This window comes from Cupriavidus neocaledonicus (assembly GCF_000372525.1).
GTDB lineage: Bacteria > Pseudomonadota > Gammaproteobacteria > Burkholderiales > Burkholderiaceae > Cupriavidus > Cupriavidus neocaledonicus.
The window spans coordinates 69,506-84,072 of the sequence record NZ_AQUR01000094.1 but is presented as its reverse complement, the minus strand read 5'-3'; the positions used below and the strand labels follow the sequence as shown (position 1 = coordinate 84,072).

The 14,567-nt window shown below is 69.4% G+C and carries 15 protein-coding genes; 6 read left to right on the top strand and 9 right to left on the bottom strand.

Going from position 1 to position 14,567, the window contains the following annotated elements; translation table 11 throughout:
• Nucleotides 1–249 precede the first annotated feature (249 nt).
• From A3AG_RS0114080 to A3AG_RS0114070, 3 genes are read right to left on the bottom strand one after another with little or no spacing between them, the layout of a single operon-like run.
• Nucleotides 250–1,695 (bottom strand): LutB/LldF family L-lactate oxidation iron-sulfur protein, encoded by a 1,446-nt coding sequence (locus A3AG_RS0114080; RefSeq protein ID WP_018006029.1) that lies wholly within the window; start codon nt 1,693–1,695, stop codon nt 250–252.
• The gene (locus A3AG_RS0114075; protein ID WP_018006028.1) at nt 1,692–2,393 is read right to left on the bottom strand and encodes a LutC/YkgG family protein; all 702 of its coding nucleotides are present in this window, start codon (nt 2,391–2,393) and stop codon (nt 1,692–1,694) included. The genes A3AG_RS0114080 and A3AG_RS0114075 overlap by 4 nt, the downstream gene beginning before the upstream one ends.
• Nucleotides 2,390–3,172, bottom strand: coding sequence for a (Fe-S)-binding protein (locus tag A3AG_RS0114070; protein ID WP_018006027.1), 783 nt, complete (start codon nt 3,170–3,172; stop codon nt 2,390–2,392). Before A3AG_RS0114070 ends, A3AG_RS0114075 begins: the two co-directional genes overlap by 4 nt.
• 134 nt (nt 3,173–3,306) lie before the next feature.
• Here A3AG_RS0114070 and A3AG_RS0114065 point away from each other — a divergent pair, with 134 nt between their 5' ends.
• Entirely contained in the window at nt 3,307–4,026 is a 720-nt protein-coding gene (locus A3AG_RS0114065; protein WP_018006026.1) for a FadR/GntR family transcriptional regulator, read from the top strand.
• A gap of 60 nt (nt 4,027–4,086) precedes the next feature.
• Here the strand turns inward: A3AG_RS0114065 and A3AG_RS0114060 are convergent, their stop codons facing one another.
• Nucleotides 4,087–5,124 carry an AI-2E family transporter gene (locus A3AG_RS0114060; protein WP_018006025.1) on the bottom strand — a complete coding sequence of 346 codons (1,038 nt, stop codon included), beginning with the start codon at nt 5,122–5,124 and terminating at the stop codon, nt 4,087–4,089.
• A 222-nt stretch (nt 5,125–5,346) separates the two neighbouring features.
• Between A3AG_RS0114060 and A3AG_RS0114055 the strand changes: the two genes are divergently transcribed.
• Together A3AG_RS0114055 and eutC are read left to right on the top strand one after the other, a co-directional pair.
• Nucleotides 5,347–6,729 carry an ethanolamine ammonia-lyase subunit EutB gene (locus tag A3AG_RS0114055; RefSeq protein WP_018006024.1) on the top strand — a complete coding sequence of 461 codons (1,383 nt, stop codon included), beginning with the start codon at nt 5,347–5,349 and terminating at the stop codon, nt 6,727–6,729.
• Between the two features lie 9 nt (nt 6,730–6,738).
• Nucleotides 6,739–7,557 (top strand): ethanolamine ammonia-lyase subunit EutC, encoded by an 819-nt coding sequence (gene eutC, locus A3AG_RS0114050; RefSeq protein ID WP_018006023.1) that lies wholly within the window; start codon nt 6,739–6,741, stop codon nt 7,555–7,557.
• Between the two features lie 61 nt (nt 7,558–7,618).
• Here the strand turns inward: eutC and A3AG_RS0114045 are convergent, their stop codons facing one another.
• Both A3AG_RS0114045 and A3AG_RS0114040 read right to left on the bottom strand, forming a co-directional pair.
• Complete coding sequence (locus A3AG_RS0114045) at nt 7,619–8,092, bottom strand: aminoacyl-tRNA deacylase (RefSeq protein WP_018006022.1); 474 nt, start codon at nt 8,090–8,092, stop codon at nt 7,619–7,621.
• 83 nt (nt 8,093–8,175) lie between these two features.
• Nucleotides 8,176–9,099, bottom strand: a complete 924-nt coding sequence (locus A3AG_RS0114040) for a LysR family transcriptional regulator (RefSeq protein ID WP_018006021.1) — start codon at nt 9,097–9,099, stop codon at nt 8,176–8,178.
• A gap of 191 nt (nt 9,100–9,290) precedes the next feature.
• Here A3AG_RS0114040 and A3AG_RS0114035 point away from each other — a divergent pair, with 191 nt between their 5' ends.
• Nucleotides 9,291–9,632: a hypothetical protein gene (locus A3AG_RS0114035; RefSeq protein WP_051073520.1), complete on the top strand. Its 342-nt coding sequence runs from the start codon at nt 9,291–9,293 to the stop codon at nt 9,630–9,632.
• A gap of 18 nt (nt 9,633–9,650) precedes the next feature.
• Here A3AG_RS0114035 and A3AG_RS0114030 read toward each other — a convergent pair whose 3' ends face one another.
• Nucleotides 9,651–10,400, bottom strand: a complete 750-nt coding sequence (locus A3AG_RS0114030; protein ID WP_018006020.1) for an SDR family oxidoreductase — start codon at nt 10,398–10,400, stop codon at nt 9,651–9,653.
• A gap of 260 nt (nt 10,401–10,660) precedes the next feature.
• Between A3AG_RS0114030 and A3AG_RS0114025 the strand changes: the two genes are divergently transcribed.
• Nucleotides 10,661–11,431 carry a ferredoxin--NADP reductase gene (locus A3AG_RS0114025; protein WP_018006019.1) on the top strand — a complete coding sequence of 257 codons (771 nt, stop codon included), beginning with the start codon at nt 10,661–10,663 and terminating at the stop codon, nt 11,429–11,431.
• Nucleotides 11,432–11,486: 55 nt separating this feature from the next.
• Here the strand turns inward: A3AG_RS0114025 and fumC are convergent, their stop codons facing one another.
• The gene (fumC, locus tag A3AG_RS0114020; RefSeq protein WP_018006018.1) at nt 11,487–12,893 is read right to left on the bottom strand and encodes a class II fumarate hydratase; all 1,407 of its coding nucleotides are present in this window, start codon (nt 12,891–12,893) and stop codon (nt 11,487–11,489) included.
• Between the two features lie 139 nt (nt 12,894–13,032).
• Between fumC and A3AG_RS0114015 the strand changes: the two genes are divergently transcribed.
• Complete coding sequence (locus tag A3AG_RS0114015) at nt 13,033–13,929, top strand: LysR family transcriptional regulator (RefSeq protein WP_035848737.1); 897 nt, start codon at nt 13,033–13,035, stop codon at nt 13,927–13,929.
• Nucleotides 13,930–13,940: 11 nt separating this feature from the next.
• On the opposite strand, the gene A3AG_RS0114010 is transcribed toward A3AG_RS0114015, so the two are convergent.
• Nucleotides 13,941–14,291 (bottom strand): four-helix bundle copper-binding protein, encoded by a 351-nt coding sequence (locus A3AG_RS0114010; protein WP_018006016.1) that lies wholly within the window; start codon nt 14,289–14,291, stop codon nt 13,941–13,943.
• Between the last annotated feature and the right edge of the window lie 276 nt (nt 14,292–14,567).

The window sequence follows — 14,567 nt, the reverse complement described above, 5'->3', positions numbered from 1 at the left end:
TGATTTGTGGTGGTTCGGGAAAGCTTTGTTGTTCTGAAAAGCGCGGTGATGTCAGCCTGCGCGTTTGTGTGCTCCCTCTCCCGCTTGCGGGAGAGGGCTGGGGTGAGGGCCGGTGTGTCGACGAAGTACAGGCCGTCGGTATGCCACCGCCTGCCCTCACCCCCTGCCCCTCTCCCGCAAGCGGGAGAGGGGAGCAAACAAGCGGGGGCTGGAAGCGTCAGCGCTGTACTGCGCCGCGCCTGGCGCCGCCTACTCCGGCTGCCCCTTTTCCTTCAGCAGGTCCGCCAGGCTTTTCGCCGCCGGCTTCAGCGGCGTGCGGTGCTGCGTCCATCCCAGCTGCCGCGCCGGTGTCAGCGCGCGCAGGCGCGTGGCGGCCCAGCGGAACAGCCGGTAGGCCGCCGGGTGCGAATAGGCGCCGCTCCAGAAGCGCCACACCAGGTGCTCGCCGCGGCTGTACTTGGCGCCCTGGCCGCGCAGCGGGTTGGCCACCGGTTCTGCGGGATCGCGGTTGGACTCGGTGCGCAGGCGCACCAGCAGTTGCGGGATCGGGATGCGCACCGGGCAGACCTCGCCGCAGGCGCCGCACAGGCTCGAGGCGGTGGCCAGGTCGGCGGTGGCGTCCAGCCCCAGCAGGTGGGGCGACAGGATCTTGCCGATCGGGCCCGGGTAGGTGGTGCCGTAGGCATGGCCGCCGATGCGGGTGTAGACCGGGCAGTGGTTCATGCACGCGCCGCAGCGGATGCATTGCAGCGTGGCGCGCAACTGCGCGTCGGCATAGGCCTGGGTGCGGCCGTTGTCGAGCAGCACCAGGTGCACTTCGCGCGGGCCGTCGCGCTCGCCCGCGCGGCGCGGGCCCGAGATCAGGTTGAAGTAGGTGGTGATGGCCTGGCCCGTGGCCGAGCGCGTCAGCAACGTCGACAGCGGCACGATGTGCTCGAGCCGGGCCACCACCTTCTCCATGCCCATGATGGCGATATGCACGTCCGGCACCGTGGTGGAGAGCCGGCCGTTGCCCTCGTTTTCCACCAGCCACAGCGTGCCGGTGTCGGCGGCGGCGAAGTTCACGCCGGACAGGCCGATGTCGGCGTCGACAAAGGCCTGGCGCAGCGCGCGGCGCCCGGTCTGGATCAGCGCGTCGACGTCCTCGGTATAGGGCGTGTCGGGGATATGCTCAGTGAACAGCTGCGCGATATCGCCCTTGGTCTTGTGGATCGCCGGCATCACGATATGCGAAGGCTTCTCGCCGGCCAGCTGGACGATGTATTCGCCCATGTCCGACTCGATGCAGGCGACGCCGCGCTCGGCCAGGTAATGGTTCAGCTCGATCTCTTCGCTGGCCATCGACTTGCCCTTGATCACCCGCGTGGCCTGCCTGGCGCTGGCGATGCCGTGGATGATGGCGTTGGCCTCGTCGGCGCTCTCGGCCCAGTGCACCTGCACGCCGGCGGCGGTCAGCTTCTGTTCCAGCTGCACCAGCAGGTCCGGCAGGTTGGCCAGCGCGTGCTGGCGCACCGCCTCGCCCAGGTCGCGCAGGCGCTCGAGCTCGTCGGCGTCGGGAAACTGCGCCAGGCGCTTGCCTTGCAGGAAGTCCATCGCGCCGCGGAAGCTCTGGCGCAGCTTGGGGTCGTCCAGCGCCTCGCGGGCGCGCGCCTTGAACTCTCGCGGCGCAACGAATTGCAGGGTTTGCTGGCTCATCGCGCGGCCTCCGCGGTGTCGGTTTCGATCACGACCCACAGCCGGCGCGGACCATGCGCGCCGTAGGCCAGGGTTTGCTGGATGTCCGAGGTCTTGGACGGACCCGAGACCAGCACCAGGTTGGTCGGCATGCCGTCGGCCCAGCGCTCGGCGCGCGCCGCCATGTGCAGGTCGTCATGCAGCGTCGAGGCGCGCACCAGCGCGACATGCAGCGGCGGCACCAGCGACACCGTGCGCGGCGAGCCCGCATCGGGCGCCAGCACCAGCGTGCCGGTGGCGGCGATGCCGGAGCGCGCCACGGTGAAGCCGGCATCGACGGTGTCGAACAGTTCTGCCTTCCACGCCTCGATCGGGCGGTCGTAGCCGATGGCTTCGATACCGGCCGGTAGCGCGGCGGCCAGCGCCACGCCGGCCACGGTGGCCGGATCGAGCAGCAGGCGCTTCACACCTGCCCGGGCCAGTTCGGCGGCAAGCATCGCCGGCCAGGCGCCGGCGTCGGCGCACCAGACTTCGGCATGCAGGCCTTGCAGCGCGGCCTGCATCGCGGCGACGCGTGCGCCAGTCGTTGGCGTGCCCTGGCGGCGTGCTTCGAAATGGTCGTCGATGCGGCGGTCCAGCTCGGTGGTCTGCGGGGACGGCACGGGCGCGGCGGCGCGCAGCCGGCCGAGCATGCGTTCGCGGGCGCCGGGCGTGCTCATGCGGCACCTCCGGTACGGCGCCAGAGAAAGCTGGCGAGGTGCTCCACCTGAAGCGGCGCGCGGTCGTGCGCGGCGGTATGGCCGATATTGAGCAGGCAGCCGCAGTCGGCCGAGACCAGGCGGTCGCAGCCGGTGGCGCAGGCCGAGGCCACCTTGTCGCGCACCATCGCCCCCGAGATATCCGGATGCTTGAGCGAGAAGGTGCCGCCGAAGCCGCAGCATTCCGACTCGCGCGCGTGCTCGACGCGGGTCACGCCCGGCAGTGCATCGACCAGCGCCACGCCGTGCTGGCGCGTGCCCATTTCGCGGCGCGCGCCGCACGAGGTATGCAGCACGATGCGCTCCGGCGGCTGGGCCGATGGCGCGGCAGCGCCGAAGTCCAGCTTCAGCACGTGCAGCAGGAACTCGCCCAGCTCATAGACGCGTCCGGCCAGTTCGCGCGCCTGCGGGCCGGCCACCGGATCGTCGGCAAAGAGCTGCGGCCAGTGGTGGCGCATCATGCCGGCGCACGAACCGGACGGCACGATCACCGGCCACGGCTGGCCGAACAGGTCGAGCTGGGCGCGCGCCACCGCACGGGCCGCGTCGGGGTTGCCGCTGCTGTAGGCGGGCTGGCCACAGCAGCTCTGGCCGCGCGGGAAATGCACGGTCAGGCCTTCGCGCTCGAGCAGTCGCACGGCATCCAGGCCGGCCTGCGGCACGAACATGTCGACCAAGCAGGTGGCAAACAGGTAGGCCTGCGTGGGGGCAGGGCCGCTGGGGTACTGACGATCCTTCATGTCTCGCTCCACACGTGCTGGGTCGCACGTTTGGGCGCATAATTCCCGCTTCCGCGCGGCGCTTCAAATTGGTTGGACCAATGCAGAAAGCGGTCGCGCGCGTTCAGACACGTTCAGGAGCGAGGGAGCACGGCATGACGGCAGCCAGGCACGGGCATACCCGTGGACGCGTGGAGTCGGTGATGCGGCGCATGGAAACCGCGCTGCTCGACGGCACCTGGCCGCCCGGCACGCGGCTGCCGGCCGAGCGCGTGCTGGCCGAGCAGTACGCGGTGGCGCGCAACACCGTGCGCGAGGCGATCCAGCGCCTGGCCGCGCGCGGCCTGCTGCAGAGCCGGCGCGGCGCGGGCGTCTATGCCACCGACCAGTTGCGCGCCGGCATTGCCTCGCCGTGGGGCCAGCTGGTGGCGGACCATCCCGCGCTGCGCGAAGACATCCTGGAGTTTCGCCGCGTGCTGGAAGGCGCCACGGCCTATTTCGCGGCGTTGCGCGCCGATGCCGCCGACGTCAGGCGCATCCGCGCGCTGATGGCCGAACTGGAACGCGCGCGCGCCGCCGACGACAAGCAGGCCGAGGCCGATGCCGACGCGCAGCTGCACGACGCCATCGCGCAGGCCTCGCACAACACCATGTTCCTGCACCTGCATACCAGCGTGATCGGCATGCTGCGCGAGCACATCACCATCAATGGCACCGGCCTGCGCGAACAGGACGACGGCGCCTCGGACCTGCTACTGCTGCAGCACCGCACGCTGTGCGATGCCATCTGCGCGCGCCGCCCGGAAGAGGCGCGCACGGCGATGCAGACCCACATCGACTTCGTGCGCAGCCGCGTGGAGCACGACGCGGCGTGACTACAGGTGGCAGAGGCCGGCATTGGTCCTACCACCAGCCGGGCGTGCCGGCCACGGCATTCAGACCAGCCCGGCGCCGGCGAGCTCGCGCTTCAGGTAGGCGTAGAAGATCGGCCCGGCGATCACGCCCGGGATGCCGTACAGCGTTTCCATCAGCAACATCACCATCAGCAGTTCCCACGCCGCGGCCTGGATGCGCGCGCCGATGATGCGCGCGTTCAGGAAGTACTCGAGCTTGTGGATCACCACCAGGAACACCAGCGATGCCACCGCGATCGGCAGCGACACCGACAGCGAGGCCACCACGATCGCCGTGTTCGAGATCAGGTTGCCCAGCACCGGCAGCAGCCCCGCGACGAAGGTGATCACCACCAGGGTCTTGCTCAGCGGCAGGTGCACGCCGAACAGCGGCAGCACCAGCAGCAGGTAGAGGGCGGTCAGGACGGTGTTGATCGCCGAGATCTGGATCTGCGCGAAGATGAACTGCGAAAACGCCTGTTGCAGCGTGCGCGCCCGCGCCACCAGCCCGGCCGCCAGCGGGCGCCGGTTGGGGCGCGCCACCGCGCGGTACAGCGCCACCATCGCGCCGATCACCAGCCCGATCAGGATATGTACCAGCGTGCGCAGCACTTCGGCGCCGAGTTTCTGCGCCATCGCGGCATGCTCGCGCAGCGTGTCGATGAGCGTGTCGGCGAGTTCATCGACGCCGTTGGGCAGCGCGTCGCTGAGCCACGGCGGCAGCTGCCCGCGCGAGCGGTCGATGATGTCGGCGACATGGTTGAGCAGCCCGTCCAGGGTATTGCCCTCGCCGCTGACAAAGCGCACCAGCAGCCAGCCCGCCAGCGTCAGCCCCAGCAGGATCAGCGCCGACAGGATCGCCACGGCGAGCGCGTCGTGGCGCTGGTGCAGGCGCTTCAGGCGCGGCGCCAGCACGTCCACCAGCGAATACAGCAGCAGCCCGGACAGCAGCGCCGCGACCAGGTTGGCGTGCAGCACGGTCCAGAGCGCCAGCGCGGTCAGCAGGTAGGCGATGGTGCCGACGCTGTACCACGCGGCCGGCGGCAGGCGCGGGGTGACGGTCGGTTCGGGGTCTTTCATCGGTGTCTCCGGCATGCAATTTGCTGAAAAGAATTCCTGGATTCTCGCCGATCCAGATGTAATGGCTGCGTCAGTCGCGGCTTCGGTCGCCTGGCCGCCGCGAGCAGGAGCCGATGTTGGCATATCGGCACACGCCAAGGGTGTCTATATTAGGGGGAATCGTGCGCGGCCCGTGGCTTGCCGCGCGGTCCGTGTTTGTCGCCAAGTCCGGGAACGCAACGCATGGCCTACACCCATACCATCGGCAACCACCGCCACGTCTTCGCCGACCTGCGCGCGCTGCTGGCCAGGGCCAGCCCGGCGCGCTCCGGTGATGCGCTCGCGGGCCTTGCCGCGCAAAGCGAACAGGAGCGGATGGCGGCACGGCTGGCGCTGGCCGAGGTGCCGCTGACGCGCTTCCTCGACGAGGCGCTGGTGCCCTATGAGGACGACGAGGTCACGCGCCTGATCCTGGACCGCCACGACGCCGCCGCCTTTGCCGCGATCGATGCCACGACCGTGGGCGACCTGCGCAACTGGCTGCTGCGGCATGAGACCGACAGCGCCATGCTGGCGCGGGTCGCCCCGGGCATCACGCCGGAGATGGCGGCGGCGGTCAGCAAGCTGATGCGCAACCAGGACCTGGTCGCGGTGGCGCGCAAGTGCCAGGTGGTCACGCGCTTTCGCAGCACGGTGGGCCTGCCGGGCCGGCTCGCGGTGCGGCTGCAGCCCAACCACCCGACCGACGACCCCAAGGGCATCGCCGCCTCGATCATCGACGGCCTGCTCTATGGCTGCGGCGATGCCACCATCGGCGTCAATCCGGCCTCGGACAACCTCGGCGCGATCGTCTCGCTGCTGCGCATGATCGACGAGCTGCGCAGCCGCTTCGACATCCCCACGCAGTCATGCGTGCTGACCCATGTCACCAACACGCTGCGCGCGATCGGCCAGGGCGCGCCGGTGGACCTGGTGTTCCAGTCCGTCGCCGGCAGCGAGCGCGCCAATGCCGCCTTCGGCATCAGCCTGTCGCTGCTGGCCGAGGCGCACGACGCCGCGCAGGCGCTGGCGCGCGGCACCGTGGGCGACAACCTGATGTATTTCGAGACCGGACAGGGCAGCGCGCTGTCGGCCGACGCGCACCACGGCGTCGACCAGCAGACCATGGAGGCGCGCGCCTATGCGGTGGCAAGAGCGTTCTCGCCGCTGCTGGTCAATACCGTGGTGGGTTTTATCGGGCCGGAGTACCTGTACGACGGCAAGCAGATCATCCGCGCCGGGCTGGAAGACCACTTCTGCGGCAAGCTGATGGGCGTGCCGATGGGCTGCGACGTCTGCTACACCAACCATGCCGAGGCCGACCAGGACGACATGGACACGCTGCTGACGCTGTTCGGCGTGGCCGGCATCAACTTCATCATGGGCGTGCCGGGCGCCGACGACATCATGCTGAACTACCAGAGCACCTCGTTCCACGATGCGCTGTACCTGCGCGAAGTGCTGGGGCTGCGCCCGGCGCCGGAATTCGAGGCCTGGCTGCAGCGCATGGGCATTGCCGACGGCGCCGGCCGGCTGCTGGAGCCCGCCGCGCGCCAGCCGCTGCTGCAGATGGCCCACAGCTTGTAAGGAGCCGCCATGACCGCCAAGCGCCGGGCTCCCGCCATGCCGGACCCTGCCGCCGCCGAAGCCGACCCGTGGCAACGGCTGCGCCGCTTCACGCGCGCGCGCATCGCGCTGGGCCGCACCGGCCACAGCCAGCCCACCGACGCCGTGCTGGCCTTCGGCCTGGCCCATGCGCAGGCGCGCGATGCGGTGCACCTGGCGCTGCAGGTGGATGCCGTCGCCACGGCGCTGGATGCGGCAGGGTTGCCGCACCTGGCCGTGCACAGCGCGGCGCCGGACCGCGAGCACTACCTGCGCCGCCCGGACCTGGGCCGTCGCCTGGACGACGCCAGCCGCGCGCGGCTGGACGCGGCGCGGCCGCCGCAGGCGCCGGACGTGGTGTTCGTGATTGCCGATGGCCTGTCCGCGCTGGCGACGCAGCGCCATGCGCTGCCGCTGCTCCAGGCGGCGCGCCAGCGCCTGCCGCACGGCTGGCAGATCGGTCCGGTTGTGGTGGCCGAGCAGTCGCGCGTGGCGCTGGGCGACGAGATCGGCGAACGCCTTGGCGCGCGCCAGGTGGTGATGCTGATCGGCGAGCGGCCCGGGCTGAGTTCGCCCGACAGCCTTGGCATCTACCTGACCCATGCGCCGCGCGTCGGCCGTACCGATGCCGAGCGCAACTGCATCTCCAACGTGCGCCCGGAGGGGCTGTCCTATGTGCAGGCCGCCGAGCGGCTGGTGTTCCTGCTTTGCGGCGCGGCGGCGCTCGGCCGCTCCGGCGTGGACCTGAAGGACGACAGCGCGCCGGCCTTGTCCGCGGGCAGCGCCGAAGCGACGCCACCGATGCGCTGAACAAGCAAAACGGCCACCACGCGGGCCGCAACCCGCGTGGTGGCCGTTGCCGTCGCACCGCTTACATCATGCGGCGCGAGAACTGCCCGTGCCCGGCATCCGACATCAGTTGCTTGAACTGGTCGCCGCTCATGTGCACCAGGTCCTGGTGGTCGCCGCCCTCGAAATACACTTCGGGCTGCTGCATCAGGCTGTCGTCCACATAAGTCGTCATGCCGTATGCCATCGCCACCGGCGGAATCGCGCCGAGGTCGCAATCCTTGAAAATCTCGCGGATCTCGTCCTCGTGCGCCAGCACCAGGTTGCGCCCGGTCTGTTCGCAGATGGCGGCCATCTGCAGGTGATGGCTCGAAGGGATCACAGCGGCGACATAGCCGCGTTCATCCTCCAGCAACAGCGTCTTGGCCAGCCGGTCCCCGGGCACGTGCGCGGCCTCTGCCGTGGCCATGCTGCTCAGGGTATAGGGGTGACGGATGATGTCGTAGCGGGTGTTCTTGCTGCTCAGGCAGTTTGCGAGCGTACTAGCCAGGGCCATGGTTGCTCCTAGGTTCCGGATGCGCCGACGGTTATCCTTGTGCTCCTACTATAGTGCGCCGGCGCCATGGCGATGGCCCGCGGCTAGCGATGCAGCCGCGGCCACACCGCCTGCAGTTCGGTCTTCAGGAAGTTCAGCAGGTAGCGCGTCGCCAGGGTCTGGTAGCGGTTGGGCATGGTCAGCATGTAGAGCTTGCTGCCGAACACGCTGATGCGGTAGTCGGACAGCAGCGGCACCAGCGCGCCGCTGTCGAGTTCCGCGCCGATCGCATAGATCGGGAAGATGCCGACGCCCAGGCCGGCCAGCACCGCCTCTTTCAAGAAGGCGAAATTCTCCGAGCTGAGGGTGGGCTCGAGCACCACCTGTTCGCGCACCTCGCCATCGGCGCCGCCTGCGCGCGAGCCCGCTGCCTTGAGCTTCTGCCCCACCGGCGACGCGCACACGATGGCATGCGACTGCAGCTCCCCCAGCGCCTGCGGCGCCGGGTGCCCGGCAAGGTACGCGGGCGCGGCGCAGACGATCCAGTCGACCGCGCCGATCTCGGTGGCCACCACCGAATCCGGCGGCGTCGAGATGATGCGCAGCGCCACCTCCACGTCCTCGGACACCAGGTTGTGCACGCGGTTGTCGAACACCACGTCGAGCGTGATGTCCGGGTAGCGCTGCTTGAACCGCACCAGCAGCGGCGACAGCAGCGAATGGCCCAGCCCGGTGGGCACCGACAGCCGCACATGGCCCTGCAGGCTCTTGCCCATGTTGCTGATCAGTGCATTGGCCGCGGCGACCTCGCCCAGGATATTGCGGCCGTGCTCGTACAGCCCGGCACCCACCGGCGTCGGCTCGACATGGCGCGTGGTCCGACGCAGCAGCTGCACCCCCAGCTCTTCTTCCAGCGCCTTGAGCCGGTAGCTGACATTGGCGCGCGTCATCTTGAGCTTGCGCGCGGCCGCGCTCAGGTTGCCGGCGTCGACGATGTCGACGAACAGGCGCAGGGCGTTCAGGTCCATGGGGTGATCAGAGAAAGACGGGGGCGGTGACAGCTCCCGTATATTGCCATGCCGGCGCCGCGTGCCCGGCGGGGGGCGCCAGTGCCGCGTGCCGCAATGCGATGTTGCGCGCACTGCGGCTTGCACTGAGCGCGGGTCTGGGCAATGATTCGAGCCGGACCCTCAACTGGCCTTCTGCGCCCCCGTTTGCCATGCACCGCTCGTTGCGCCGATGGCTGTGCCTGCCTTTGTTCTTTGCCGGCGCCAGCGCCTCCGCCCAGGACCTGGTCGACTGCAAGCGGATCGAGCATGACCAGCTGATCATCGCCTCCCAGGAAACCCTGCTGTTCCTGCGCTGCCGCGCGCGCCAGATTGCCTACGAGGCGCCGCGCCTGAAGGGCGTGTCGCAACGCGTCAAGGACGACCTGGTGTTCGCCTGCCTGGACCAGGCCGATGCCGTCGAGCACCAGCTGCGCGTGCGCCACGGCTATTCGCGCGAAGCGCTGGCGCGCCAGCGCTGCGAACTGTCCGGCGCGCTCACGCCCGGCGGCTGAAGCCGGGACCTCGGGGCTTCAGGCATAGCCGCCATTGGCGCGCAGCACCTGCGCATTGACCCACGCGCCGTCCGGCCCCGCCAGGAAGGCCACCGCCCCGGCAATGTCGTCGGGCGTGCCGAGCCGCTCCAGCGGCGCCAGTTTCGCCAGCTGCGCCACCTGCTCCTCTGACTTGCCGTCGAAGAACAGGTCGGTTGCGACCGGACCCGGCGCCACCGCGTTGACGGTGATGCCGCGGCCGCGCAGCTCGTTGGCCAGCACCCGCACCAGCCCTTCGACGCCGGCCTTGGCCGCGATGTACGGCCCGTAGCCGGGGAAGGCGCGCGCAATCACGCTGGTGGACAGCGCGATGATGCGCCCGCCCTGGCCCAGCCGCGCCGCGGCCTCGCCCAGCACCAGGAAGGCGCCGCGCAGGTTGGTGGCGATGGTCTGGTCGAAGGCCTCGACGCCGGCCGGCGCCACCGGATTCAGCGTCATGATGCCGGCGCTGTTGACCACCACGTCGAGCCGGCCGAAGGCCTGTTGCGCGGCATCGAACAGGCGCGCCACGTCGGGCGCCTGCGCCACGTCGCCCTGGACGGCGATGGCGTGGGCGCCGGCCGCGCGTGCCGCAGCCACGGTCTCTTCGGCGCGGGCGGCGTTGCCGGCATAGCCGATGGCCACGTCAAAGCCGTCGGCGGCCAGCCGCAAGGCAATGGCGCGGCCAATGCCACGGGAGGCGCCGGTGACGAGTGCGGCACGGCGGGAGGTAGCGGGGAGGTAGGTCATGGCAGATTCCTTGGTTGGTTGGGAATGGCTGCATGATGGATGTTGGCGATCGCTGGATAAATAGCGCCAATCCAAAAGAATTAAACAGAATCGATCAACAATGGCGCACGTGACTAACCCGCCTCAACCGCGCGGGATTCGGGCAAATCCCTTGCTGGCGTTGCAGGCTCCGCCTGCGCCGGCCCGGGCCTTGCGTTAAGATCGCATCCTTCCCAGCCGTTTTTTTGGCGCGCCAGTTGCGCTGCATTCCGCGTCTTGCCATGAGCAATCTGAACCAGCAATCGATCCTTTCCGTCCATCACTGGACCGACACCCTTTTCAGCTTCACCTGCACGCGCGACCCCGGTTTCCGCTTCGAAAACGGCCAGTTCGCCATGGTCGGCCTGGAAGTCAATGGGCGCCCGCTGCTGCGTGCCTACAGCATCGCCAGCGCCAATTACGAAGAAACGCTGGAATTCTTCAGCATCAAGGTGCCCGACGGCCCGCTGACCTCGCGCCTGCAGCATCTGCGCGAAGGCGACCAGATCTACGTCGGCAAGAAGCCGACCGGCACCCTGCTGGTCGACAACCTGCTGCCCGGCAAGACCCTGTGGCTGCTGGCCACCGGCACTGGCCTGGCGCCGTTCCTGTCGATCATCCGCGACCCGGACGTCTACGAGCGCTACGACCGGGTTGTGCTGACCCACACCTGCCGCTTCGTCGAAGAACTGGCCTACCGCGAACTGATCCAGGAGCACCTGCCGCAGCACGAGCACCTGGGCGAGCTGGTGCGCGAGAAGCTGGTGTACTTCCCGACCGTGACGCGCGAAGAGTTCGACAACCGCGGCCGCATCACCGACCTGATCGCCTCGGGCGAGCTGTTCGAGCGCCTCGACATGGCGCCGTTCTCGACCGAGAACGACCGCATCATGCTGTGCGGCAGCCCGGATATGCTGAAGGACGTGCGCGCCATCCTCGAAGCGCGCGGCTTTGCCGAAGGCAATATGAGCCACCCCGGCCATTTCGTGCTGGAAAAGGCCTTCGTCGGCTGAGGCCGGCCCGCCCCGGCGCGGCTCCGCGCCGGGCGCCTCCTTCGATACCCGCGCGCTACACCTCGCGCGTCATCCCCTTCAGGTCGATCCACTCGGCAAACTGCGCCTCGGTGACATGCCCCGACGCGATCGCGGCCTCGCGCAGCGACAGGTTGCGCTTGACCGCGAGCTTGGCGATTTCCGCCGCGCGGTCGTAGCCGATATGCGGATTGAGCGCGGTCACCGGCATCAATGAGCGCTCCAGCAGTTCGGCGATGCGTTCGCGGTCGGCCTCGACCCCTTCGACCATATGCTCGGCGAAGCTGGAGGCCGCCCCTGCCAGCAGGCTCACCGATTGCAGCAGGCTGTAGATGATCACCGGCTTGTAGGCGTTCAGCTCGAGCGTGCCGAGCCCGTTCGCCAGCGTTACCGTGGTGTGGTTGCCGATCACGCGGCAGCACACCATCGCCAGCGCCTCGGCCTGGGTCGGGTTGACCTTGCCCGGCATGATCGACGAGCCCGGCTCGTTGGCCGGCAGCACCAGCTCGGCAAAGCCGGCGCGCGGGCCCGAGCCCAGCAGCATGAAGTCGCGCGCGATCTTCAAAAAAGACGAGGCGGTGGTATTGAGCGCGCCCGACAGGTCGGCCAGCGCGTCGTGCGCGGCCTGCAGCGCATAGCGGTTGGGCGCGGGCTCGAACGGCAGGCCGGTGTAATCGGCCAGCGCGCGCGCAAAGGCGGCGGCAAAGCCGTGCGGCGCGTTCAGTCCGGTGCCGACCGCGGTGCCGCCCTGCGCCACCGGCATCGCGCGCAGCATGGCCTGCTGCAGGCGCGACTGCGCATCGGCTACCTGCGCCATGTAGCCGGAGAACTCCTGCCCCAGCGTCAGCGGCACCGCATCCTGCAGGTGCGTGCGGCCCACCTTGACGATATCGGCAAAGGCCTCGACCTTGCGCGCGAAGGTCTGCTGCAGCTGTTCCAGCGCGGGCAGCAGTTGCTGCTGGATCGCGCGCGTGGCGGCGATGTGCATCGCGGTGGGGAAGCTGTCGTTGGACGACTGGCTGGCGTTGACGTGGTCGTTGGGATGCACCGGGGTCTTGCTGCCGACCTCGCCGCCCAGCAGCTGGATGGCGCGGTTGGCAATGACCTCGTTCAGGTTCATGTTGGTCTGCGTGCCGGAGCCGGTCTGCCATACCGACAGCGGGAATTCCTCGGGCCAGCGGCCCTCGATCACCTCGGCGGCGGCCTGCTCGATGGCGTGCGCGAGTTCGGGCCGCAGCACGCCCAGTTCGCCGTTGGCGCGCGCCGCGCACAGCTTCAGGACGGCAAAGGCTTCGATCAGCGCGGGCGGCATCTTCTCGGTGCCGATGCGGAAATTCTGGCGCGAGCGTTCGGTCTGCGCCCCCCACAGATGGTCGGCGGGCACGGGCACGTCGCCCAGGCTGTCTTTTTCGATGCGGGTGGCGGCGGTGGACGGGTCTGGCATGGGCTGACTCCTTGGCAAGGCGGCGGGCGGCTGGGCCGGAGGGCTGGTGCGGTCCATTAGAATACCGCTTCGCCATGGCGGGTGCCTGCGTCCTCGCCGTCCTGCCGCATTGCCGGCGTTCGCGCCCTGTTCCCGCCGCATGCTCATCGCCCAGCTCAAATCCTTCTTCATGGTGGCCCGCATCGGCAGCGTCACCCAGGCGGCCAAGCGCCTGGGCCTGTCGCAGCCCACCATCACCGCGCAGATCCGCGCGTTGGAAGAGGCCTACGGGGTGGAGCTGTTCCATCGCGGCGGGCGCCGGCTGGCGTTGTCCGACGCCGGGCTGGCGCTGCTGCCAAGGGTCGAGGCGCTGGTGCAGCAGGAAACCGAGATCGATTTCTTCCTGCGCCATTCAGGCGACCTGCGCACCGGCAGCCTGCGCGTGGGCGCCACCGCGCCGTACTACGTGCTGGAACTGATCCGCCGCTTCAGCGAGCGGTTCCCGGCGATCGACGTGAGCGTGGTCACCGGCAACTCGCAGGAGGTGCTGGAGGCGCTGCAGGAATACCGCGTCGACCTCGCCACCTCGTCGCAGCGCGTCGACGATGCGCGGCTGTCGCGCATGCTGCTGGGCGTGGATCCGCTGATGCTGGTGGTGCATCGCACCCATGCGCTGGCCGGGCATGCCGAAGTGCCGGTCAGCGCGCTGGCGGGCTGCCGGCTGCTGATGCGCGAACTGGGATCGACCACGCGCATCGCCACCGAGGACATGCTGGCGCAGGCCCGCGTCAGCCCCGCGGCGCAGATGGAAATCGGCAGCCGGGAATCGATCCGCGAGGCGGTGATCCGCAACCTGGGTGTATCGGTGATCGCCCGGCACGAGGTGCCGAGCCATCCTGACCTGCGCGTGCTGGGCTTTACCGATGCCGCGCCGTGCCTGCACGAATACCTGTATTGCCTGCGCGAGCGGCGCGGCGCGCGGCTGATCGATGCCTTCGCCGCGCTGGCGCACACGCCGCACACGCCGCCGGCGCAGGCGAGCGGCGCGGCCGACTGAGCCGGCTGGCGCTACGCCGTCATCTTCAGGCACTGCTCCATGCACGCGGCGCAGGCGCGCGCGCATTCCTGGCAGTGCTCGGCATCATGGCGCTCGCATTCCTCCTTGCACCACTTGCAGACCTCGGCGCAGTCCTCGCACACCAGCGGCGCGAACTCGCTGTTGCGCAGCATGTAGGACGCGGCCAGCTGGGCAATGCCGGCGCAATCCATGTCCAGCGCAATGCAGCGCGCCATCTTGCGCACGTCCTGTTCTTCCAGGCACGCGGCCGCGCACTTCAGGGCGGCCGCCGCCGCGGCATTGCAGGCGGCAATGCAGTCGGCGTAGCGGGCGGCGTTTTCCTGCACGGTGGGTCGGATCATGGAACGTCCTCCTTCGGGGGTAGGTGGCTGGAACCGGCATGCCCGCGGTGCGGCAGGCGGCGCATGCGCGCCCGCACCGGGCATCGTTATCCACAATAGCAGGCGCTGCCGCTTCCTGTCGGCCCGGTATTTGCTGCGCAGCGCTGGTTACAATGCCGGTTAAGCGCGGCAGCCAGGCGCCGGCGCGCAGGCATCGCCGCCGTCACCTGCGCTACGGTGCGGGGCACCACCAGCCCGCATTGCGCATCTAACAGGCACGACACCGGCCACGACGGC